19 protein-coding genes and 1 pseudogene are annotated in these 24,156 nt (G+C 38.2%); 6 read left to right on the top strand and 14 right to left on the bottom strand.

Annotation, left to right across the window (positions count from 1 at the left end):
* Positions 1–182: 182 nt before the first annotated feature.
* From H3Z85_16965 to H3Z85_16930, 8 genes and pseudogenes are all read right to left on the bottom strand, one after another.
* Positions 183–677 carry a hypothetical protein gene (locus H3Z85_16965; GenBank protein ID QPQ51033.1) on the bottom strand — a complete coding sequence of 165 codons (495 nt, stop codon included), beginning with the start codon at positions 675–677 and terminating at the stop codon, positions 183–185.
* 41 nt (positions 678–718) lie between these two features.
* Positions 719–1,222: an SRPBCC domain-containing protein gene (locus H3Z85_16960; protein ID QPQ51032.1), complete on the bottom strand. Its 504-nt coding sequence runs from the start codon at positions 1,220–1,222 to the stop codon at positions 719–721.
* A gap of 159 nt (positions 1,223–1,381) precedes the next feature.
* Complete coding sequence (locus tag H3Z85_16955; GenBank protein QPQ51031.1) at positions 1,382–2,101, bottom strand: hypothetical protein; 720 nt, start codon at positions 2,099–2,101, stop codon at positions 1,382–1,384.
* Positions 2,102–2,104: 3 nt separating this feature from the next.
* Positions 2,105–6,877: a type IV secretion protein Rhs gene (locus H3Z85_16950; protein ID QPQ51030.1), complete on the bottom strand. Its 4,773-nt coding sequence runs from the start codon at positions 6,875–6,877 to the stop codon at positions 2,105–2,107.
* A gap of 17 nt (positions 6,878–6,894) precedes the next feature.
* Positions 6,895–8,153 (bottom strand): annotated as a pseudogene (locus H3Z85_16945) (hypothetical protein).
* Positions 8,154–8,158: 5 nt separating this feature from the next.
* Positions 8,159–10,318, bottom strand: a complete 2,160-nt coding sequence (locus tag H3Z85_16940; protein QPQ51029.1) for a Vgr family protein — start codon at positions 10,316–10,318, stop codon at positions 8,159–8,161.
* A gap of 216 nt (positions 10,319–10,534) precedes the next feature.
* On the bottom strand, positions 10,535–10,948 hold the full coding sequence (locus H3Z85_16935; GenBank protein QPQ51028.1) for a hypothetical protein: 414 nt from the start codon (positions 10,946–10,948) through the stop codon (positions 10,535–10,537).
* Positions 10,949–11,241: 293 nt separating this feature from the next.
* Positions 11,242–11,745, bottom strand: coding sequence for a DinB family protein (locus tag H3Z85_16930; protein ID QPQ51027.1), 504 nt, complete (start codon positions 11,743–11,745; stop codon positions 11,242–11,244).
* Between the two features lie 162 nt (positions 11,746–11,907).
* Here H3Z85_16930 and H3Z85_16925 point away from each other — a divergent pair, with 162 nt between their 5' ends.
* The 4 genes from H3Z85_16925 (at position 11,908) to H3Z85_16910 (ending at position 15,137) form a co-directional block, all read left to right on the top strand.
* Positions 11,908–13,050 carry a tetratricopeptide repeat protein gene (locus tag H3Z85_16925; protein QPQ51026.1) on the top strand — a complete coding sequence of 381 codons (1,143 nt, stop codon included), beginning with the start codon at positions 11,908–11,910 and terminating at the stop codon, positions 13,048–13,050.
* Positions 13,051–13,270: 220 nt separating this feature from the next.
* On the top strand, positions 13,271–13,681 hold the full coding sequence (locus tag H3Z85_16920; GenBank protein ID QPQ51025.1) for a hypothetical protein: 411 nt from the start codon (positions 13,271–13,273) through the stop codon (positions 13,679–13,681).
* Between the two features lie 308 nt (positions 13,682–13,989).
* Complete coding sequence (locus H3Z85_16915; GenBank protein ID QPQ51024.1) at positions 13,990–14,712, top strand: class I SAM-dependent methyltransferase; 723 nt, start codon at positions 13,990–13,992, stop codon at positions 14,710–14,712.
* An 89-nt stretch (positions 14,713–14,801) separates the two neighbouring features.
* On the top strand, positions 14,802–15,137 hold the full coding sequence (locus H3Z85_16910) for a nuclear transport factor 2 family protein (GenBank protein QPQ51023.1): 336 nt from the start codon (positions 14,802–14,804) through the stop codon (positions 15,135–15,137).
* On the opposite strand, the gene H3Z85_16905 is transcribed toward H3Z85_16910, so the two are convergent.
* From H3Z85_16905 to H3Z85_16890, 4 genes are all read right to left on the bottom strand, one after another.
* A complete protein-coding gene (locus tag H3Z85_16905; protein ID QPQ51022.1) occupies positions 15,134–15,796 on the bottom strand; it encodes a hypothetical protein in 663 nt (220 codons plus the stop codon). The two genes, H3Z85_16910 and H3Z85_16905, sit on opposite strands and share 4 nt — an antisense overlap.
* A 45-nt stretch (positions 15,797–15,841) precedes the next feature.
* Positions 15,842–16,381 carry an AAA family ATPase gene (locus tag H3Z85_16900; GenBank protein ID QPQ51021.1) on the bottom strand — a complete coding sequence of 180 codons (540 nt, stop codon included), beginning with the start codon at positions 16,379–16,381 and terminating at the stop codon, positions 15,842–15,844.
* A 226-nt stretch (positions 16,382–16,607) separates the two neighbouring features.
* The gene (locus tag H3Z85_16895; protein ID QPQ51020.1) at positions 16,608–17,447 is read right to left on the bottom strand and encodes an MsnO8 family LLM class oxidoreductase; all 840 of its coding nucleotides are present in this window, start codon (positions 17,445–17,447) and stop codon (positions 16,608–16,610) included.
* A gap of 78 nt (positions 17,448–17,525) precedes the next feature.
* On the bottom strand, positions 17,526–17,882 hold the full coding sequence (locus H3Z85_16890; protein QPQ51019.1) for a helix-turn-helix transcriptional regulator: 357 nt from the start codon (positions 17,880–17,882) through the stop codon (positions 17,526–17,528).
* A gap of 91 nt (positions 17,883–17,973) precedes the next feature.
* Here H3Z85_16890 and H3Z85_16885 point away from each other — a divergent pair, with 91 nt between their 5' ends.
* Positions 17,974–18,183, top strand: a complete 210-nt coding sequence (locus tag H3Z85_16885; GenBank protein QPQ51018.1) for an MFS transporter — start codon at positions 17,974–17,976, stop codon at positions 18,181–18,183.
* A 68-nt stretch (positions 18,184–18,251) separates the two neighbouring features.
* On the opposite strand, the gene putP is transcribed toward H3Z85_16885, so the two are convergent.
* Together putP and H3Z85_16875 are read right to left on the bottom strand one after the other, a co-directional pair.
* Complete coding sequence (putP, locus tag H3Z85_16880) at positions 18,252–19,754, bottom strand: sodium/proline symporter PutP (GenBank protein ID QPQ51017.1); 1,503 nt, start codon at positions 19,752–19,754, stop codon at positions 18,252–18,254.
* Positions 19,755–20,255: 501 nt separating this feature from the next.
* On the bottom strand, positions 20,256–22,823 hold the full coding sequence (locus tag H3Z85_16875; GenBank protein QPQ51016.1) for an aminopeptidase: 2,568 nt from the start codon (positions 22,821–22,823) through the stop codon (positions 20,256–20,258).
* A 304-nt stretch (positions 22,824–23,127) separates the two neighbouring features.
* Between H3Z85_16875 and H3Z85_16870 the strand changes: the two genes are divergently transcribed.
* A complete protein-coding gene (locus H3Z85_16870) occupies positions 23,128–24,009 on the top strand; it encodes a cupin-like domain-containing protein (GenBank protein ID QPQ51015.1) in 882 nt (293 codons plus the stop codon).
* Positions 24,010–24,156 lie beyond the last annotated feature (147 nt).

Raw genomic sequence — 24,156 nt, 5'->3', positions numbered from 1 at the left:
GAAAGTTTTTTAATACTGACAAAATATTTTTTCAAGAAAATTAGTATTTGCACGGTTTTTAAAAGGTCTTGGTTCTTACACCGAAATGAAATCCGGTGGATCACAACCATTTAGGATATTCCGGTACGGGAATAAAAAAAATCTGATTTCACAACGGGTTCTTACAAAAACGCGGCTATTTTTTATCTGTAGTAATATTCAGTGGTCAAATCACCGTTAAAAATAGGTTTGGAGTCCTGTTTTTGTATAATTAATTCAAATAATCGTTCTCCATTTTTCATTCCGCCTTGTATTTTTAGCGAAAACCATCCGTTTTCTATGGAAAGGCTGATGCTATTTTCATCGGTAATGGAAGATATGTCTTTAAGATAACCGATACCGACAATTTTCATTTCATGATTCGTTGATCGAAATACCCAGTCTTCAGATTGAACGGCAACTTCTTCCGGAGCAAGGATAGGTTGTCCCGGTGCTGAGATACTGAAAGTGTAATAATCTTCCTCTACGCCTATAACAGGTATCGCAATTCCTAATTTTGTAATTTCATCGCCATGTTCATTTTCGACAAAATATTTCAAAATATTGGTTCCCGGCAAGTTATTTTCCTGCAGATATTTTGCCAGGAGATCCGGATTATAAATAACAAAGCCTTTAAGTTCCGAGAATATTTTTTTCATAATATATTTGATAAGATTTGGTTCATACTTTTACTGGTCTGTCACAGATCGATTTCGTGCTGGTGAGGCCACGGATGTCCTTTTCCCGTTTCACATAACAATTGTAGGCTTCTTAAAAACCTTCCCCATGTATAATTGCATTCAGCAAGCATGAGAGTCTCTGATTTCCAGTTACTATGTCTGAAAATGACCAGTGTTGCGTCCTCCGTTTTCATCTGTTCAATCTGCCCTGAAATTTCAGGATATAATGATAACATTGATTCTTTATTTCCGGGAATCAACTGAAATAAAACATCAGTTCCTATCCATTCATCTGCACCTTTTATACAATACCATCTGACTGTTTCAAAAGGTTTTAACTCTGTAACAACCATCTCTTTGGAATACCCATTACCAAAAGGAAAATAGGCAATACTATTGAGTGTTGCTACGATTTTAGCACCCGCCGTCCACCATTTTGAAAGCTGCTCCTGGTTTGTGATTGCATGGTACACACGCTCCGCAGAGCTACCGATTAATACAGCATGGTTAATATTTGGCATCATTCACCTTTTTCCAATTATGAACCTTGCAGGAGCCCTCCGGATCATGATTCTCTCCTTAGTAAAAACTGATATATTTCATCCTTGGACAGATCCCATTCATATTTTGTATCGGGGATATCTGCCAGCTGAGTCTTCAACAAAGGATGATCAACCTGAATATTAACAAGCCCTTTTCCTTCTCTGATTTTTTTCAATCAATCTAATCTCAACCGGGATATAGTTCAGAGATAAAATTTCAGAAAATTTATCTTTTAAATCTAAAGAACTGTAAATATGGAAATCGCTTATTTCAAAAAGCAAATCTTTTAACAGACTTTCATCTGTTGTATCCCAATGATCAAGAAATTTCTTATAAACACTATCATCAGGTAAAGCACTGTATAGGTCTTTATTAACCTCCTTCTTTGTATACAGATCATATAAGATTGCCATAAACAGGTGATATGATTCTTTCTGCTTATATTTTTCTCTGTCATCTTTAAATAAAAGCCCAAAATACGCTCTGGATAACTCAGCCAGGTCTTCCATCCCCCACCATACAGACAACCCGATGATACAGCCAACAGATCTTGGAGTCACTTCTTTTTCATTAAAAAGTTTTTCCATAATATGTTTCTGCCATAGTAAGTAACGAGTAATGTATTTCCAGCCTTCTTTTTGGTCATTTAAGATTAAATGTTTGGGATATTCTCCTGCATGTACTCCAATACCTAAAGTAAGATTTCTGGCTATTGTTTTTTTAAAACCGTCTTTAATATCATCCTGAATACTTTCTTTAATCAATTCATAATACTGATTGATCTCCGTTTGATCTACTCCTTCGTTTTTTGTTTTATTAATTTGCTTGTTGAATTCGCTGATTATTTTTTTATGCTCCATAGTTTATCTATATTTCTGTGGCCAGTTGCTCATCCGTGTCATCGTAGCATCACCGGTAGTTTTATTCACTTTATATTTAATTAATCTGCCTTCTATACCATGAGCTTTAATATCTCTATCAATAATGTTTGCCGTTCTTACCATTCCCACATCCATTTTTTGTCCTCTTAAGGTGCCCTTGTTTCTTATCTCGTCTAAGATGTTTTGAATATAATCATCCCCTTTCTGAAGAACACTTAATCTTGATGTGTTTGCTTTCACTTCAAAAACGTGAACCTTTTTAGTCAATGGATGCTGGGCTACTACATCAATACCATTTTGAGAGCCGTTTTTAATTTCAGTATATATTTTCCAGCCTCTTTTCTCCAGTCCCTCTACAAAGTTCTTTTCTGCCATATCACCAATAGCAGTATTATTGGCCATTAAACCTAAAATATCCAATAATACATTGATATCTTTAACGTAATTATATAAACCGAAACCTCCCATTAAACCTACGGGATCTTTACTAATATATAATCCTGAATCTACATCATAATACCTGAACCGGTTGTAGCATAAATTACTTTCATCATCATAATACTGACCCTGATATTGGAAAGGAATAAAATGAGAAACACCTTTTTCCCTTCTTACATTCCCGTAGATATCAAGTTCTCTCTCCCAAACTAAAATACCATCTCCATTAAAAGCCTGAATGGGAGTACCTAAATAATTGCTTAGTATCGAATACCGTTCATCCCCAATTAATTTTGCTACGGGCGTGTACCCGTCATCTTCATAAATCCAGGTTATTATATTTTCTTTCGGCTCATTGGAAATATATAAGTTTCCCTCTTCATCAATTTCATTTTGAGGGATATCATTAATATGATAAGTCCATTCATGTAAAAGAACATCACTGTCCCAAATATAACGAGTTATTTTCTTTGTTCCAATTTTTGAAATCCTTCTTCCCAGCGCGTCATATTCAAAATTTACTTCTTTACCATTAGGGCGTTTTACGCTGGCCAACATTCCGTTACCCATCCAGGAATAGCCCCAGTCTCCGGGCTCCCATTCCGGGTTCTGCACTTCTTCTGGAAGGTCTTTGCTTACATCGGGTAAATGAGTTCCCTCCGGAAGTTTTGAGGTATTGGTCCAGTTGGAAGCGATATTTTTATAAAAAGGATGTGTATAGGCCTGTTCTTCCTGGTGATCAGGTGTAACAGCATTGATGGGGCGTTTACTTTTTAAGAGTAAATTTCCTTCTTCATCGTAATGGTAAAACCAGTTTTTATCCCGCATCAGTTTTCCTCCTTTATCATACACCCGATCTGTACGTTTTATACTTTCATACACACTTCCTGTTTCGTCAGGATTTTTATACTGAACTTCCCCATTAGGATATTCTGCAGCCATAAGGCTTCCGAAGGCATCATAATCAAATCTTGTTCTTCCACCGGTAACCCTGTCCATTACCTGTAACAATCGGCTTCCGGCGCCCCAGTGATAATCTTTATGGAAAGTAGCGGTCTTTTTATTGACCGTAACTTTCTGACTTACGGGCATCCCGATATGATCAAATTCGAAAGTACTTTCAACACCTCCGGTCATTTCACGGCTGTGCATTTGTCCGTTACGGGTGATATTCAGATTCATCTGCCATGGCAAAGGAGTATCGTCATTTCTGGCAGCAACGCCCGTCAGCAAACCCAACTCATTATAGGTATAATCAATATCTGCCCCTAGGCTGCTTTGCAGGCTGACCAGATTTCCATCATGATCATATTGATACCGGATTGAATGTTCTCCTTGTTTTTCTGATGTAACCAGACCTAATTTATTTCTTTGAAAGGCAACACTGCTGTTTTCATTATCTGCATTGATCAATAACCCTGACGTATCGTACTGGTAAGCTTCCCAGGTTCCATCAGGATAATGAACCTGAGTAAGGCGTCCTCCCAAATCATATTCATACAATGTATTTTTTCCTTGAGGGGTTCTGCTTTGGGTAACCAGACCGTCTTTATCTCTCACAAAAAATTTCTTTTGACCGTCAAAACCTGTTTCTCCGGTTACTTCATTGTTGTTATTTCTTTCAAAATGATAAACCTCTCCTTTTTCGTTGGTAATAGTGGTTAAATTTTCATATGCATCATATCCGAAAACCAGTGTTTCTTCTTTTTTATACGTCAGTGAGTTCCTGCGAACCTGCCGTTTTAAGCTACCCATTGGAGTGTAGCTCATCAGCCATTCGGCCTGCCCATCGGTAGCATACACGGGAAGATCGTAAGCATCGTACCGAAGTTTCAACGGCAATTGTCCCTGTTCATTGATCTCCACAACTCTTCCCATTCTATCCCTGTTCCACAGGATTCTGGTTAAAGGTTTTGGACTAAAGGCCTGTAATCTTCCGTACTCATCATATTTCCAGTACTGTTCTTTCCCTACGGTATTGGACAATCTGGTGAGCTGCCCTCTCTGATTGTATTCGTAATGAGTGGTAATATCTTTTCGCCTGCTGCTTTCCGGAAGCTTTTCATCATCGCGATATTGATAATAAATGCTTTCTTCGGCGGCATCTGTATAATTGATTAATTTTCCTTCATCATCATAATTCCAGATTTCCGAAGTACCTGAAGGTGTGAAACGTGCGATCACCTGTCCGAATTCATTGTACTGATAATGGTATTCTTCACCATCCGGACTGTGGAAAACCGCAATATTCCCCATATCGTCGTAGGTATAGCCCTGAACTCTTCCTTCAGGAGTTCCTATCATTTTCAATTCATTATAGGAGGTATAATCATACCATGTTTCGCCGCCTTCACCATCTATTATTTTATAGACCAGATAATCTTCATCGTAGAAATATTGTTCTGTTTTATTATTTTTTCTTGGATAGATAACCTCCGTATACCCTTCTTCCTCATCATAGCGCAATCTTCCTTCCATAAATCCGTCAAGACCTTTTGTGTGAATTACCCTTCCTTTTTCATCATATTCCCACTGGTACACCATACCATTTCTGTTGATTCTTTTAATGATGCGGTTTTCACCATCATATTGGAAAATAATTGCTTTCTTATGAATATCCCAGACATGCGTAAGATTTCCGGACTCATCGTAATCGTAACGAACCTGCAGATCTCTCTGATTTTTATAGCAATAATAGACTTCCGAAATCTTTTTAACCTCAGGATGAAGAACAGTTTCTATACTGGAACCACTTTTAACGTCTTTGATCCTTTTTAAAACTATATTCTGATCCTGATATTCATATTCTCTGACGGTTCCATCACCGTATTCAATATAAACAACTTTGAAGATCACGCCTTCTGTATGGTGATGAAAACGTTGGTAGGTATAAATATCCGTTCCTTTACGAATGATCCAGATTTTTTCATCCGGTCTGTACTGCCAGATTTTCTGGCTTCTATAGTAGGTAGGCTCTTCTTCCACTTCAGGATAAGGAATTGCCATAGGCTGGAGTTCCTCAGGGTGAATCCATGCTGCTACCTTATCTTCTTCATCCGGAACAATATAAAGGTCATGATTATTGAAAACACCATTCCCTACTATTCCGTGCTGATAGGGTCTGTCACTATACCACACATTTTCCCAGGATATAGGGGTACTACCTTCAATTTTAAAGTCATCCCATTCAAAAAGCATGGCACCGGTAGCAAAGTTCACCGGCTCCAGCCCTACCTTACATAAGGCCTTTGAAACAGGATTGGTTTTTCCGAATTTTCCCTGTAAAAAATGATTAAACTTAGTCAACCCCTTTCCGATTCCTTTGGTCAGGCTTCTCATCAGAAACATCCCTGCCAGTCGCATCATCATCTCTCCCGGAGTATATACATGGGGAACGAAAGCACCTCCTACCAATACGGGGCCACCGGTATTGATCTGGATATACATGCTTGAAAAATTATTGTAAAAAGCAAAATAAGCAAGCGGATTTTTCTTTGGTTTATTGGGCATCGCCGGCAACATGGTCATCCCGAAAGGAAATCCCATACAAGTAAGAACCTGCTGTGGCTGATTGCCACTCATTTTACTTCCCTGTGCCAGAACTGTTTGTGAGCCATAATATACTTCGCCTTCATGAGGAGCTTCCTGAAGAAAGGGAATCATATATACAGGAATCAGTGAAGTAACATGTTTAAAGGGAATAATAACTCCCATCACACTGGTTGTTGTAGTCGCCTTATGTCTGCCATGAACATATATTGAGCCTCCCATCGGGATACTTTCGGGAAGATCGGATTTCATATTCCTGATAAATTGAGGAATCGGAATTGAAAATTTAATATAATCCATAATATCAAAGACAATTCCGATAAACGGATGTGGCAATGGCAATGGAATCAGCATGAATGACGGCGGCGGCGGAATCAATGTCCAGTGGATATCGATAGCCAGAACAATATCAAAATGTTTACTGATATGCTGAACAGCTGTAGAAGAAAGGGTGGGATTACTCACCTTTATCAGCTTTACCTTGCTTTCCGGTGCTGCTTTTTCCGCGGTCACAGCACTGTCTCCGCCTCCGCCACCTCCTGTACCTCCGGCTTTTGCCTGAGTGTCATCTCCTCCGGCTACAGATTTCACCATAGAGACAGGATTCAGTGAATCAAAATTGTTTTTCATTCCATGTTTCCATCCCTGTGTGGTTTTGTCCCAGCTTACCGATGTGACATCGGCATTCACCTTCAGAGAACGGTCCGGGTTCATATCCGGCTTTGAAACCTTTATAGATTTTATATTATTTTTATTTTGATCTGCCATGATACTTTAATTTGAGATTAACCTGCTTTTGGTCTTTCTACACTCACCTTCCAGTCATCACCAAAATAACTTTTCATTTCGCCGTCCAGTTTATTTTTTTGTCTGTATCTGCTTCATAGGTAAGGATAAGCATTGAGGCTACAAATCGTATACTGCTCTGTTCTCTTGCCGACGGCTCCATAAGTTTTGCAATGTCCAGGCATTTTTCAAAATACCTGATCATTTTATCTTTTGTCAGAACAGAATCATTCAGGGTTCCGATAATTCTGTAGCATTCGATTGCCATGGCAGGTTCGCCTATGTTTTGTGCAATTTCTGCTGCTTTTTCGAATGCCTGTTCTGCCTTTCGTTTTTTTGAATTTCCTAATGCATAACTCCCATAGTTCATATACATCTGAACCTGCAATGGTGAATCTCGTTCTACTTCTTCAAAAATAGTCATGTACGTATCTTCGGCCCTGTCTTTTCTTTTATCAGCGATATAAGCCTGGGTCAACATAAAGTAGGCTGAAATTTCGCCCTGCTTGTTGTTTTGTCCTTTGGCCAGTTTTACGGCCGTCTTAAGGGCGTGCTCTGCTTCTCTGAACCTTCCTTTACTTAAATGATTGCTCGCTATGAGAATCTGCTGCTGAAAATCCGTATCCGCACTGTTTTTCTTTCGGTTGGTATGGGCTGCCGTATTCTGCATAAGCTGATGGATATCAACGTTTACCCTGAAACTGTGTGCCGATGCATTATGCGGCAAAGTTTTATAGGTGTGATGCTCTGCCCAGACCAATTTGATGTCTTTATTTTCTGACTTTTCACAGATTTTACACCATTCTTTTACCCAAAGTGATAATTCTTCAATATCACTTATTCTTACCGGAGCGATGTAGAGATATATTTTGGAATCTCTGATATCGGGAAAATTCTTCCTGAGCTCCAATAAAGGGTAAAAAGCCTTGTAGGCATCTGTTGTAAAGTTTTCATCAGAAATATCAGTCTTCCATACGGGAATCCCTTCTTCACTTTTTCCCAGCATTTCATAATATTCTTTCCATTCATCCAGTAAGGTTTGTCCGAAAGAATTCATCCCGCTGAACTCCTGATAATGAAGCAAAAAGATATCATTTCCTTCTTCGTCTTCAGATAATTTTGATTTTAAAAATCCGTCAAAAAGATCAGTTTCGTGTTTTTCTCCCACACAGATAAGCATCGGCTTTTCTTCATTTTTGGAAACAACCTTCTTCCACTGTCTTTTTAATTTTACCAACTCCAGATCTACAGGATTCATCAGTTTTAATTCAGTTTTACTGTTCCACTTACAATATTGGTTTCACTTCCGCCTCCGATGTTGATTTTTTTTCCGCTTAGATTGGCTTCTGTTTCGGCTCCCATGGAGAGCGTTTTGGTTCCCACATCCAGGGTTTCAGATTTTATTCCTATTCCTGATGTAGGGTCGCCATTTTCAGGCCCAACCCCAATTCCAACGCTGGTTGTTCCACCTACACCGATATTTTCACCCTGGACTATAATTTCTTTTCCTTTGATCTGGATATTTCCATCTTTATCCATAAAAATGGAACTGTTTCCACAGGTCAGTGTGATGGTAATTTTACTGTCAACGGTTATATTTCCTGCGCCATCCAGAAAAACTGAGTTCTGATCTTTATCTTGTACAGTAATTCCGCCACCATCATTGAGGCTTACGGTATGTCCGCTTTTACTGCTCAAACTTTTAATATTATTTCCGGCTCCTCCGCCTCCGCCTACTCCACCGTGGAACATTCCTCCCATTACGAAAGGTCGGTCAGGGTGTTGGTGGGCAAAATTCACAACGACCTGGTCCCCTACTTCCGGGATCGCCATAAATCCACGGTTTTTGCTTACTTTTTCACTTCCACCGCCATCGGGAGTCATCACACGGATATATTCTGTAGTTGTGGAACCGTTCTGCCAGTCAAACTGAACTTTCACTCTTCCCTGGTTTTGGGGATCTGTATTAGAGATTACTTTAGCAAACTGAGCATCTGCTTTGGGAGTATGAAATTCCGGTCTTGGGATAAATCCTGTATCGGAAGCTATCGCATCGAATGTTCCGGTATAGTACCCTCTGGCATCCACCTCATGATACATGTCGGTAATCATCAGCTTGGTAAAATAAGTGGTTTCACTGCTTTCAGCTTTTCGCATTTCAATATCGGCAATACAGCCGGGATAAAGGAACGGAACGGTGGTTGTGCCTGAAATAACAAATACTTCTGAAGCTTTGCTGCCGGCGGTTCCTTTTTGAGAGTTTTCAACATCCATAAAGGAGACAGCTTTTATGGGAGCCACCCGTAAGGAAGGTGTGGTAAAGATTCTCTCTGAAATTTCATAGGCCCGTTTGGCCAGATTCGAAGTATGATTAATTTTTGATTTTCCTGCGGTTAATTTTTCATTTTTACTACTGTTGTATCCATAAAAAGACGGATTAACGTGTTGGGCTTTCATCCTGATTTTCACATCGCTCACGCTGCTTCCATAAGTTAATTTGACAGGTTTTTCCTGCGGTGGCAGTTTTCCGAAATGGAGCACTTCCCCATCATAATAAAACTGTTCTCCATAGGCTTCTGCAATTCTTGCCAGATAATTGTAATGGGTTTCTTCGTATTGTGAGCTGTAAGATACATTTCCATGGGCAGCATCCACCCTGAAATCAAATGAATTCTGTCCAAGACCTTCTTTGATCACCTGATCGGCAATGCTGTTCAGGCTGATTTCCTGGGCTCCACCGAAGCTCTGAATATGAGGCGCTGCATCCAGAAGTACTGTAGGACTTGCGCCGGTGAGGACAATATTTCCCAGACTTCCTTTTTCCTGGCTGAAACCTACCTCTGTGATGACTCCCACAAAATTTCGTTCAGGACCGTCTTCGACATCTTTGTATCTGAAGATGACTGTAATTCGTTTTCCCAGAAAATTCTGAGCTTCTTCCAGATTATGGTTTTCAGGGCTGCCCAAGGTATCGTAAGCCAGTGTCAGATCAAATTCATGATGTTTTATAGCGCTTTGTTTTAATTTAAAATGCTTGAAATGTTTGATGACTTTTCCATCAATTACGATTTCAAGTTTTACCACCCTGTTTATTCCCAGCATTTGATTTCCGGGAATGGTACTGGCATTATATATTCCTGAAGTCGGTTGTTTTGACCAGACTTTGTTTTCTACTAAAGTGGGAGAATTGGGCTGCTTTACCTGGTTCATGAACATCTGGGAACCGTTTTGTACGATTCCTGTATAGGACTGAGCCTGAGCCATTTTCTCGGTAACTTTCTTTACTGTTCCACTGGATTTTTCCTGTATTTCCTGACTAGCTTTGGTTACAGCTTCGTTTTTTACGAGCTCCTGAGCTTTATTTACAGCAGGAATTTCATTTTTAGGAAGTGGTATTTTGGGTGATTGATCATCCTGAAACATAATGTAATTATTTTGATATGTTGGTGTTATAGTATATATGCTAAAAGATTTACCTGAAAAAACCTCAAATAAACCCTTCTTTGCCTGTACATCATCTTTATGACTACCAGACAATTAAGTCAAAATATATAATAAAAACGGTAAATGGAAAACAAATAGCAGAATATGAGCTATGCTATAATGTTTGTACTATTTTACCGGGGATGATTCTAAATTTCAGTTACCTGATGACGGCCACAGACCATCATATTCCGAGTTTCCGTAGTTGATCAATTCTGCGCTTACAATAAAGCTGATCAACATGCTATTGCTGTCGATTGCGTCAAAATCAACTTCATGCTGGATGACATATCCGTTTTTCCATTGTAAGGTAATGAGTGTACCTTCTTCATGGGATTTGTTGAATGTAATCTCTCCACTGGTGGGTTTGTATTTTCCGTTCAGCAGGCTCTCAAGAATGTCAGACTTTTCAGTAGCTTCCACTGTAAGTTTGATCAATGCGTTGGAAGGATCCGAAGCGACACGTCCGGACACATCAATCGTTCTGGACACTGTGTAATTAAGTTTGAGTAGTTTTTGTCCTTCTCCTCCGTTGAATTTTAAGATTCCTCTCGAATTTTTTTCAGCCATGATCAGTACATTTTAATCGTTATTATTATTTTGTGATGGGTTGATTGCATTACAAAGATAAAACGGTTCGCTGTATTCAAAAAATATTATGGCATGAATCTGAAAATTTGTAGTAGTTTTACGACTTTTCGAGAATATTTCTATTTTTTTTGATTTAAAATTAAGAACAACAGTTTATTTATAAGCCATTTAAAAGAAATCGACACCATTGATAAGAATAGACATTTTCCACTAAAAGGAGAAATAAAATGATAGCGGTCATTATTTTTTATATGTAATCGGACTTATTTATTTTATAGCTTCACACTCATTTCCTGAACTTCTTCTGCTGAGAACCCAAAAATCTGGGGAGTCTTCACATCGAGGAGATTCAGATAAATATATATTTCTGCCCTGTGATGAATTTCGTGTTCTATCATCGCTCTGAGCCATTTCCAGATGGAGATTTCGCTATTTCCCGGGGTTATGCATTTCCGGTTAAGGTCTTCATCTGATAATCCACTGATAATTTCTATAGTCTGCCTGTGCATCTCATTGAAAAAAGCTACTACATTTTCGTAGCCGTCTGCAAATTCTTTTCCGCAGCCTTGATAAGCACTCTTTCTTCCCGAAATGGTTTCACCGTACATATAACGCTCAATAGTGGCAATATGCCTGATCTGATCCCCGATGGTAAACTTTCCCTGTTTATAGGTAAAATCCAGCTTGTCACGAGGAATAATCTCAATTAAACGATTCGTTCTTGAACGGATTCTCTCGTAATACTCAATGAAGGCTTTTACAGATCTTATTTCCATTGTATAAAAATTTAGTATCTCAGACTGATGAATATAAGGGTGTTTATATATTGTGAATATAAGCATTCTTCTGCCTGAATGTATATTTTTAACAGAAATTATTGAAGCAAAACTTGCCTGCTTATCCAATAACCTATATTTTAGATATAAAATTAATAACTCATGAAAGTCTGGCTTGCCCTGCTCATTATTCTTATCTGTGGTAAGAGTCTGACCGCACAGGCGGTAAAAATTGATACCGGGAAACTTCTCGAGTATTATGAAACACAACGGTATACTGATGCTGCCCAATACCTGCAAAGCATTTATCCTTCAGATACAAAGGATATTAAAGCGCTAACGCAAATTGCCTATTGTCATATGATGGCGGGCAAATTACCGGAAGCTGAGAAAAACTATCTGAAAGTCAATGATCTTCACCCGGACAGCTTACCTGTTTTATTCAGCTTAGCCGGCATCAATTCGAGAAGGGGTAATGTATCCAATGCCAGAACATATCTTCAAAAAATCATTCAGCTGGATAGTCTGAATTTTAGTGCGTATAAACAACTGGCAGCGTACGAAGACACTTCTGAAAGAAAATTAAGGTATCTTAAAAAGGCCCATAGTATTTCCAAGACTGACCCGGACGTAGCATACGACCTTTCTATGGTGTACCGCGAACTCAAACAGTATCAGCCTGCTTACGAAGTATTAAAAACAGCAATTTCCGCGGATACGGAAAACTTTAGCCTTCAACAGGCACTTTTACCCTTGTCTAATCAACTGGGCAAATACCAGGAAAGTATTGAAACAGGTGAAAAACTGCTGAAAAACCGTGCTGACCCCAATGTTATGAACGATTTAGGACAAGCCTATTTTTATGTAAAAGACTATGAGAAGTGCATTACTATGTATAAGATCCTGGAAACGCTTGAGGTTCAGAATGAAGGCATTTTATACTATATGACGTTAAGTTACCGTGAACTGAAAGACTATGACAACGCTGCTGCGTATGCTCAAAAAACAATTGATGAAGCAATTTCTAAACATATACCACTCTATTATGCTGCCCTGGCAGGTATTTATGAAGATAAAAATCAATACAACGAGGCGGCAACAACCTATAAAAGAGGGCTTAGTTTTGGAAGCAGTACTATCATAAGCTATCGTTTAGGCCTTCTTTATGACCTCCATCTGAAACAGCCTAAAAATGCAATTCAGTATTATCAGATGTATCTTAAAAACAAGCCGGATACCGAGAAGGAAAAAGAGCAGATAGAATATGCAAAGAATAGAATTTTAGTATTAGCAGCAACAAAATAAACTTTAAAAAATAGTTTTCACATCATAAAATTCACTATATTTGGAATTAATGTAAAACCATAAAACATTATGATATAGATTAGTATAAAAAACTAATTTAATACAAACAATTATCCATAATGAAAGTCTGTGGCATTTTATAAATAGAGTTCATACTTTATTTACGGTTCTCTTTCAGATCACTTTGACCTATATTTTACAACCCAAACCATGAAATCTTATGAAAACAAATTTAATTACCCGACTGTACCTGATCACGGCGCTGTGCATCTTTTCGTTTTATTATGGAAAAGATATCAATCCCAACGATAAAATTATTATGTATCAGAACCCCGCCATCAAAAGTTCTGTTACCGCGCATAAAACAGTAACGGCCAAGAGTGGCGCTGTTTACGATGTACATATTATTTCCGACAATGATGGCATAATCGCTAAAGTAGAGCTTGTATTTGCCCGGGACAGAAATGCATTGATTGCCTGTATCAATAGCTGCCCGCAATCACCCGGACATATAGATTCCCAATGTGCGCTTAACTGTCTGGGAAATTATATAGACAAAGACCTCAATGATCCGGCCGTTATCGCAAAAATCCCGATCATCTTCTATTTACCGCTTCTGGGATTAAAATGAAAACTGGAAGCCTGTCTGCAAAACAACACCGCAGAACAATGCATTAACAACAATATCAACGAAATAGACAATTTACTGGATAAAATACTTAAATATCTCTAGTCAACACATAATACAATGCGTTATATCACGGAAAACCTGTAGTTCGGACTGCAGGTTTTTGTATGATAAACGTCAGGATCTGAAGAAACGGGTGTAATTCTTCTTTTGTGGCCTTCATTTTTTTGTAATTTAAACGGATTTTAAAAAATTCCTTAAGGCTAAGCATAAAAAAAATATCTGTGCGCACTCATACTTAGAAATATCCTATGAAACAAAATATTTACGATAATACCGAATTTTTCACGCGTTATAAAGCAATGCGCGACGGAGATCAGGGACTTAATGAATTATTAGAACAACCTGTAATGAAGAGGCTTAGAATTCCGGTCAAAGGAAAAACGGTTCTTGATATGGGCTGTGGATTGGGACATCAGATTCAGGCATTGCTTATCCAGGATCCTCAAAAGATCACAGGACTGGATATTTCACAAAAGATGTTATCGGAAGCACAAAACAGGATTTCATCTGCAAAAGTAGATTGGGTGTGTTCTGCCCTTGAAGATTATCATTTTGGACAAAACAGATTCGATCTGATTATAAGCTCAATGACCCTGCATTATATTGAAGATCTAAAGATACTATTTCAAAAAATCTTCAACGGATTAACTTCCGGAGGACAATTTCTGTTTTCGATGGAGCATCCTGTCTGTACTGCTGCATTGAAGTCGTGGCAAGAATTAGATGGTGAATCTTACTGGCCGGTTAACCGATACAGTGAGGAAGGGCTTAGAAAACAAGACTGGTTTGTAAAAGATGTGGAAAAATACCATCATCAGCTCAGTACTATTGTCAATGACCTTCTGGAAGCCGGATTTGTATTGAAAAATCTTGAAGAACCCTGTCCTGATCAGGAACTGCTGAGATTACGCCCCAATTTTCAACAGCATGTACATCGCCCTCCTGTCATTATCATCAACGTTCAAAAATAAGTACATACGGATTAGTTTTTTGTGACGATAATCACAAACTCAATAGACCCGGAACTGCTAATTTTGTCTTTAAATAAATGCAAAAACTTATGGACGATACAACCAAAAACGTAGCAGAACAGTTTATCCAATATTTAAATGAGGAAAATTTTGACAAAGCCGAAAGCTGTCTTGATCCGGATTTTAAGTTCAATGGCGTGTTGGGTAGCAGAGAAAGCGCATCTTCTTATATTGAAGATATGAAGAAGATGAAGTTCAAATATGAGATTCTTCAAACCTTTACCTCAGACCAGGACATTTGCTTCTGGTATAATATCAATATGGGCAAACAGACAGTATTAACCTCAGGGTGGTATGAAATTTTGGATGGGAAAATTCATTCATTGAAAGTATTATTTGATCCAAGACCCTTATTGAAAGACTAAGGATTGCTCATCCCGATTGTATTAAAATAAAAAAACAGCAACATTATGAAGGAAGCTGATGGAATTCTCCACTGGCTTTCTTTATTATTACTGAACAGATTATAGCCACCCGACTTTTTTCTCCAACTGTTATATTCCTGATTTTGATTATCGATTTCGGGAATATTTTCAATCTCCGGGATTTGACTGATCTGCTTCGCCGACAACGGTGGCAGCTTTGCTTTTACACGTTCTTCATTAAGCATTTCTTTATTTTCTACAGGAAAGATTCCTGCTGTATAAAGCTGGGTGCCATATCTTTGCGGTATGCTTTGAAATACTTGAATACGATCGTACAGATAGGCTCTATTTTTAGGATTAACATCTTCCTTATTCTCTTCCATCATCTGATAGCAGGCTTTCATGAATTGAGGCTCACCAATGGAATGCTGAATGATCAGCCAGGCAGCATCACTGGCCTCCTCTCCTACTTTTGAGATCGTCGGAAAGCCTATTTCTGCTATAATTTCACGGAGGCGTTTTGCATTTTCCTGATGAACTTTTTCCATTTCCGGATAGTAACCTTCTGAAAGTTTTCCCTCGCAAGCCAGCTTTTCTCTTACCTGCAAATCATGATCTGCAAGCTTAACGATTTCCCTCCCCACTGAATCATTAGCCATATTCATGTTTATAGATTTAAAACATGCTCTCCAAATTACAAATAATTAATCAATAGAGTCAAGAACAAATCCGGCCCTTTCCTGAATGCTAAGTTTCGGCACCTCAATGATATTATAACCATATTCCAGATAGAGTTCCCGCATGCATTCAAATGTAGATATTGCTCCTTCCAAAGTTTGTTTTCTTTCGGGATCATTTTTATAAATTTCTTTCCAGGGAGGAAAAATAAAAACATTCTTTTGGTAAGCCATTTCGCAGGCGATTATTTCCATTTCTTTGGGTACAGGAAGTTTTTCCAGCCTCATATAGCCTATGGCATCAAGTATTCCACAGTCAAAAAAAACAGTATCATTTGCTGTACGTTTACTCATTTCCTGATAGGCATTTACAGAACCTTTAAACATAAGTTCTGCAAATTTTCTTCTGTCCATCCATGGTAAAGCATTTCCGTGGGTGATCATTTGTTCTTTGATGATTCTTCTGCCTTCTTCGGGTACAATTATAAATCCCTGCTTCTCCAGTTCTTCCAAAAGACTTGTTTTTCCTGCACCGGGACCGCCGGTCATGATATATAATTTTGACATATTTTATTTCGTTCGGATTAAATTAATGTTAATAGATAGAACTTAACAAAAGCAAGAGAAAGCTACAGGAATTATTGATTATTTTTGATAATACTCTGATAAGTAGCTATACGATCTTCCTCATGATACATATTGCATAATATCAGAAGATCATCTGTATGGTATTTTTCTGAGATCAATTGTAATCGCTGAGAAATCGTTTGTGGTGTCTCTGTGATAATTCTGTCTAAGATAGTAAAAAAATCGTCCTCATGAGCGGTTCCCAATACTTTTTTTCCACTATTTCGGCAGGATACACAGGTTCGGGGCTAACCAGTTGCCTTGATTGTAAAAATTGATAAGCCATCCCGTAAGCATTACGCTTCGCTTCTTCAGGACTGTCCGCAACAGAGACGGCAAGAGCCACCTGTAATGACGGCCTGGAAGCATATTGTGCCGGATCAAATTCCCTGAGATAAGCTTCGGTATATTCCTTACCATTTTCACTGTTCATAAAAGCAGCAAAAGAATAACCTATTCCGTGTTTTGCGGCTTCCTGAGCAGAGGTCATTCCGGAGCCGAGCCAAACAATTTCCGGCAGATGCTTTACCTGGGTAGGCTGAGCAATAAGCTCATCGTACATTTCACTTTCTTCCGTCATGTAACGAATGATCTCTTCCAGTTTCGTTTCCAGATTGGATAATACTACCGGTTTATGATTATTCAGAGCCATAACTGCATCTTTCAAGCCTCCGGGAGCCTTTCCCAGTCCCAGCATAAACCGTTCAGGATAAAGAGTTCCCAGCAGCTTAGCCCATTCAGCCATTTTATAAGCGGAATAATTCCTCATCATAATTCCGGCTGTTCCAACTTTTATTCTTTTTGTTTTGCTGAGAACGATGGCGGATAAGAGTTCGGGACTTGAGCTTCCATACGCTTCTACTCCATGATGTTCAGAATACATCAGACTGTGATATCCTGCTTCTTCGGCAAATAAGGCCAGGTTGATACTATTGGCTAATGCTGATGCAGCATTGTTACCCATTGTAACAGGTGACTGGTCTAATATGCCTAATTTCAGCTTCATTTGAAATAGATTTTTATGATCAAATTAGAGTGAAGGTATGAAAAAGCTTTTATTTAACAGAAAAATAACCGGATATAATCACTCTTTGGGCGGGAAAACAATTCCCTCATCTTTCATCAGGTCATAGCCGAACTGCATAATGGTTTCTATAACCGGAATAGATTTTTTCCCTTTTTCGGTCAGACTGTATTCTACTTTTGGAGGAACAACAGGGAATACTTCACGATGAATCATTTCTTTACTTTCCAATTCACGCAACTGGCTGGTCAGCATTTTATCCGTGATGTGCGGAATGTCTCTTTTCAGTTCGCTGAAACGCAGTGGCTTTTCCTGTAATCTCCACAAAATAGGCATTTTCCAGGTTCCTCCAATATGGCTTAAACCAAATTCAATGGGAGTATAATAAAGTCTTTTATCGTGAAAAAATTGAGGCATAATAATGTTTTTTGGGCTAATACTTTCAAAAAGGTAAGTATATAGCTTTCCAATAGTTCATTTTGCAAATTTGCACAAAAAAATTATGAATATGAACAGGAATAGGTATGTACTTTCTTTGGGCGTTTTTGGAATTACCACTACGGAATTTGCAGTGATTGGAGTTTTGCCAGAAATTGCTTCTGCATTCCACATCAATATCGGGAAAGCAGGATGGCTTTTAAGTATTTTTGTCTTGATTGTCGGATATCATGATCGGGAAGAGTTTTCAAAATATGCAACACAAAAGCAACCAATCTGATTGAATACCCAAATACAAAACCCTCATTATTAGTGAGGGTTTTTGTATTATAATATCGTAATATTTCTTTACAATTCTTCCTGCATGATCTTATTCATCTCATTGAATTCACGATCAATAGTGGTATCAGGTTGATAAGTCAATGATGAAACCACAATATTGGTTAATAGAGAAAGGGTAAATCCAGGGATAATTTCATACCAGTCTTTTAACGGATGCTGAAGATATACCCATGCCAGCACAGTTATACCACCCACCAACATTCCTGCAAATCCTCCCTGCCATGTTGTCTTTTTCCACAAAAGAGAAAGCAGAATCAATGGTCCAAATGCGGAACCAAAACCTGCCCAGGCATTTCCTACCAGGTTAAGAATACTGTCTTTAGGGTTTAAGGATAAAAGAACCGCAATCACGGCCACCAATAGTACAGATAACCTGCTGGCAATCAGCAGTTGTTTTGAAGTTGCTTTTTTATTCAGGAAAGCTTTATAAATATCCTCTGTTAATGAACTTGAAGTTACCAGTAACTGAGAAGAAATAGTACTCATCACAGCTGCCAAAATCGCAGTCAACAGGAATCCCGCAATCAGCGGATGAAACAAAATACGGGAGAAATAAATAAAAATAGTTTCCGCTTCTGTTTTTGAGCCATCAAATTTTACCATCGTTTCCAGGTCAAATTTTTGCAGGTAAGCAATTCCTACTAATCCTATGGCTAATGCTCCGGCAACAGTAAAAATCATCCAGGTGATTCCAATTCTTCTTGCTTTTATTAAGTCCTTAGGTTTATCAATGGCCATAAAACGAACCAAAATATGTGGCTGTCCGCAATATCCAAGCCCCCAGGCTAATAAAGATACTATACTTACCGTCGTTGTTCCTCTAAATAAATCCAGGTATTTAGGATCTTTAGCTTCGATCAACGAATAGGTTTCTCCAATTCCTCCAATCTGCATTATGGCAACAATAGGAACGATAACGAGAGCCAGCACCATAATGGTTCCCTGAACAAAATCGGTAAGACTTACCGCCAGGAACCCGCCTAAAAAGGTGTATAAAACAACAACCAGGCTGGTTAATAACAACCCTACGGTATAATCCATTCCGAAAGCTGATTCAAACAATTTTCCTCCGGAAACCATTCCTGCGGATGTGTAGAGGGTAAAAAATACCAGAATAAAAATAGAAGAGGTAATTTTTAACAGATGATTCTTATTTTTAAATCTGTTTTCAAAAAATACGGGTAAAGTAATGGCGTTTTGAGCAACTTCCGTATAAATCCTGAGCCTTGGTGCCACTATAATATAGTTGAGAAAAGCACCGATCGTTAAACCAATAGCAATCCATGAACTTGAAATCCCAGATAAATACATGGCCCCAGGAACTCCCATCAACAGCCACCCGCTCATATCGGCAGCTCCTGCAGATAAAGCGGTAACAGCAGCTCCCATTTTTCGTCCTCCAATTAAAAATTCTTCTGAATTACTTGTCGATTTTCTATAGGAATATATGCCTATACCTATCATTAGCAACAGATACAACCCCACAGAAATCCCTTCATATAATTGCATATCATTTTTTTTATGAAGCCGAAGATAGTTATTTTTAAAAAATGGAAGATGTGTATCTGAAAATACTAATATACGACAAACCTTTCAACGGACTGTATTTTATACTTAGTGTTATTTTCTACTGATTCCACATATCTCATTGATTTTTAAGAATTTGGAAGATAATTAAACCACAAAAGGCACAAAGTTTTTTTGAACACTTAAGTTTTTTAAGCTAAAGGTAGTGCAATGAGAAGGACACTTAAGTTTTTAAAAAATCAAAGATTTTTATTCGAACTACGCTTTGTTGTCTACGTCTGATTTATTTTGCTACTAATGCACAAATGTCTTTTTTATTCGTGCATTAGTGGCAAAAAATATACATAAAAATCTGTGTAGATCCCAGAAATATGGGGAAATAAATTTGTTATTCTGGATTCCTGATAATCCTACAATAAAAATTTCCCCAACCATCAAAGATAATTGGGGAAATTTGTGGTTTTAAAAACAAATCTAAAAATTCTATTTTACCAGAATTTGTGCTCTTTTCAGATTATCTGTTGCCTGTAAAATTTTATGTTTCAAAATAGTATGATAATCCGGGTGTTTTGAAATAAACTGGTTCACCATTTCCAATGCTTTCGGATCCTGATAACTGCTAAAGGTTGACCGAAGCCAGTTATCCGGGAAAAAGATATCACCGGTCTTTTGTATTTCCTGCAACATCTCCAATGTTTTTGGAAGATACTGAATAGACGTCTGTTGTCTTAAAGGGTGATGTAGATAACCAAGTGCTGCACCAACAGCTGATTCATTGGCTCTGTTCTGTTTTTGTTCAAGGCCCTTAAAAAAATCGTTCCGTACTTTCTGATCTGATGAAGCTGCCTGCATAATAATTTTAAAACGATTGATACGGTCCGGATTTTTGATTCTTGCCAACTGTTCCTGCAACAAATTATTATTGTCGGGATTTCGCAATGATAAAGAAAGCGCAAGACTTGTGAAATCTTCATCATTAAGGGACACATCCTGTGGCGGGGTCTGAGTTTTCCAAATCGTATAAAGGGTATCATATGCCTTTTGAGACTGGAAAATTCCCTGATAGCTGTCAAATAAAATTTTCTTATTATTTTTTGCCGCTTGGGTTTGTAGTGCTTTCCATACCATATTTTCTACATTCTCTGATTCTTTCAATCGAACATTTCCGGGTAGAAACTCCCAATAAATAGTGGAAATATAACCGGTAATCAACCGAAGGTTCAGTTCTGTAGTTTCTTTTGAGAGTTGTTCGGTCATAAAATGTAATACATCCTGTGGAGTGGCTCCTGAACCGTTCAACATATTTTCATACAGTGAAATATAGGCACTGGCTCTGCTTACCGGATCTTTTATTAAATAAAAGTTGGGCATCATGGTTTTATCAATTCCAAACACGCCATAGCCTATTCCTGAGGAATTTTGCAGGACGAAAAGAGGTTTTGCTTTTCCTTTTAATTCTGCTATTTCCTGTTGTTGACCTGATAGTTTTACATTTACTTTCTCTATTTTATCAGCATAGAATAAACTTACCTGAAACTGCTGTGGCCATAACTTCTGCTCTTTTCCATATTCCGGATGTTGGGTGATGGTAAAGCGGTCAATTGTATTGCCTTTATATTTGATCGTATAATCAATGACAGGCCTGCCGGGATCATTCACCCATACTTTATTCCAGCTTTGTAAGTCTTCCGGAGTATGTTGATCAAGGATTGTGATCAGGTCCGGCCAGCTAGCATTGCTGTAGGCATATCTTTTAAGGTATTCACTTACTCCTTTTTTAAAATTTTCTTCCCCGGTCAACAGCTCCAGCTGACGCATCATAATCGGTGCCTTGTTGTAAATAATCGGGCCGTACATCATTCCTGCATTTTTCAGATTATCTAAAACCTGTCGGATCGGATTGGCACCTAATGTACGATCTATGCCATAAGCAGCCGGAAAATGGGTCGTTAAAAACTTCAGGTCATATACACTTTTATCTGCGGAAGCTCCGGTGCTTTTATCTGCCATAAAATTGGCAAATACCTCTTTCATCCAGACATCGTTGAACCAATCCATTGTCACCATATCTCCGAACCAAAGATGAGCTACCTCGTGAGCAATAAGATTGGAACGGTTGTTCAGCTGATTTTGGGTAGCATTCTGGTCTAAAAACAAGGTGGAATTTTGAAATAGGATCGCTCCGGGATGTTCCATTCCGCCGAATTGAAAATCCGGGATCACCACCATTCCGTGTTTTTGAAAAGGATGTTTGATACCTGTCCATTTTTCGTAATAATCAAGAGAATTTTGGTAGAGTGTAAAGATAGAATCCATGCTGTTTTTGATCTTTACAGAGTCGGTTTCACGATATAGCATTCTGGAGTCCTCCTGACTGATTTTCTCCGTAAAATTTTTAAAATCCCCCGCAGCAAAAGAAAATAAATAAGTAGGAAGTAAATCCGACTGAGCAAACTGCAAGGTTTTTTGTCCCTGTTGAGAAGTGGTATCTTTTAATTTTCCATTGGCAATGGCACTCCATTTCTCAGGTATAGTTAATGTTAATGAATAATTGGCCTTCAGGTTAGGCTGATCAAAACACGGAAACATCGTTCGTGCGCGATCCGGTACAAATAAAGCATACAAATATCCGTCACGCCTGTTCAAAGCACCGTTTCCGGCAAGGAAGGTAAAATGAATCTGATTGGCTCCTGACTTCAGATATTTTGCATCAATGATGACATGTTCGTTTTCCAAAACAGGTTTTACAGATTGTCCGTTCACAGATACAGCAATGAGTGAAGAAGGTTCTTCTTTAAAATCGATCTGCAACGGCGCATCATTTTGTTTTTTATAGTTGAAAGACAGTACTTCTGTTCCTGTAATGCTTTCCGATCTGCTTTCGGGAATTTTCAGATGCAAGTCATATTTAATATCACTTAATGTATTCTTTCGTACTTGAGCCAGTTCGTATGAAACCCCAGATTCCAACTTTGGTAAAGATTTCATTTGTGCATGATATCCACTATTGAAAACGACTAAAAATAATGCGAGTATACCTATTTTTTTCATACTTCAAATATAAGGATTGGAATTGTGATGCAAAACAAAACCCCTGCTCATGTGCAAGGGCTCACTTTTATTTTGGATACAAGTATTTAATCCTGATTTTGGAGTTCAGTGATTTATACCGAGCTTAGTGATGATACTCAGAAACATTTATAACGGAAATAATTAGAATAATATGCTGACATAATCTTTGTTGAAGAGGCGTGAAGAGTATTTTTGATTTTTATTTATATTAATTCCAAATAATTAAATGCTTTCCTTTTATTGTTCATAAATATTTAATAATTTAGCTCTTTAATTTGAACGAATGGGAATACTCCTCAAACCTATCGATGTTGTAGATGACATTTCACAAGAAGACTTCCGTGAAAAATATCTAAAACCATGTAAGCCAGTGGTTATCAAGAATATGGCTAGAAAATGGCCTGCCTATCAAAAATGGACGATGGATTACATGAAAGAGGTCGTGGGTGATGTTGAAGTTCCCTTATATGACAGTTCTAAAGCTGATCCTGCAGCGCCTATCAATACTCCGACAACGAAGATGCCTTTTGCAGATTATCTTGATCTGATTCAGCGGGAACCTACCGATCTTAGAATTTTCTTTTTTGATCCTATTAAATTTGCTCCCAAATTACTGGACGATTATATTCCGCCCAAGAATCTGATGGGAGGATTTCTTGACAAATATCCGAGTATGTTTTTCGGAGGCAAAGGTTCTGTAACCTTCCTTCATTACGATATTGATATGCCCCACATTTTCCATACGCATTTCAACGGCAGAAAACATGTTCTTCTTTTTGAATACAAGTGGAAAACACGTCTCTACAAACTTCCCTATGCAACCTATGCATTAGAAGATTATGATATTGCCAACCCTGATTTTGAAAAATTTCCTGCATTGGACGGCATTGAAGGTATTGAATGTTTCCTGGAACATGGAGATACCCTGTTTATGCCTACCGGATGGTGGCACTGGATGAAATATCTTGATGGGTCGTTCTCTATTTCTTTACGTGCCTGGGATAAAAGCTGGGCTGTAAAAGCACATTCCCTTTGGAATCTGGCCATTCAACGTAATTTTGACAATTTCATGAAAGGTCGTTACAAAAAAAGGTATATGGACTGGAAGGAAAGGAAAGCTATTGAAAAGGCACATGATGCTCTAAAAAAAGGGTTACCTAAATAAAAATTAAACTGGCCGGAAGAAATTTCTTCCGGCCAGTTTAATTTATGGCTATTTTTCATGCCCTGACAGTTATTTTCAATTTCATCTGCTCTTGTCCGGACAACCAATGCAAAATTTATTTAAATTGCATACGAAGTAGATTCCCTC

Source organism: Chryseobacterium indologenes (assembly GCA_016025055.1).
Classification (GTDB): domain Bacteria; phylum Bacteroidota; class Bacteroidia; order Flavobacteriales; family Weeksellaceae; genus Chryseobacterium; species Chryseobacterium indologenes.
The sequence above is the reverse complement of the archived record's forward strand: the minus strand, read 5'-3'. Positions and strand labels throughout refer to the sequence as shown.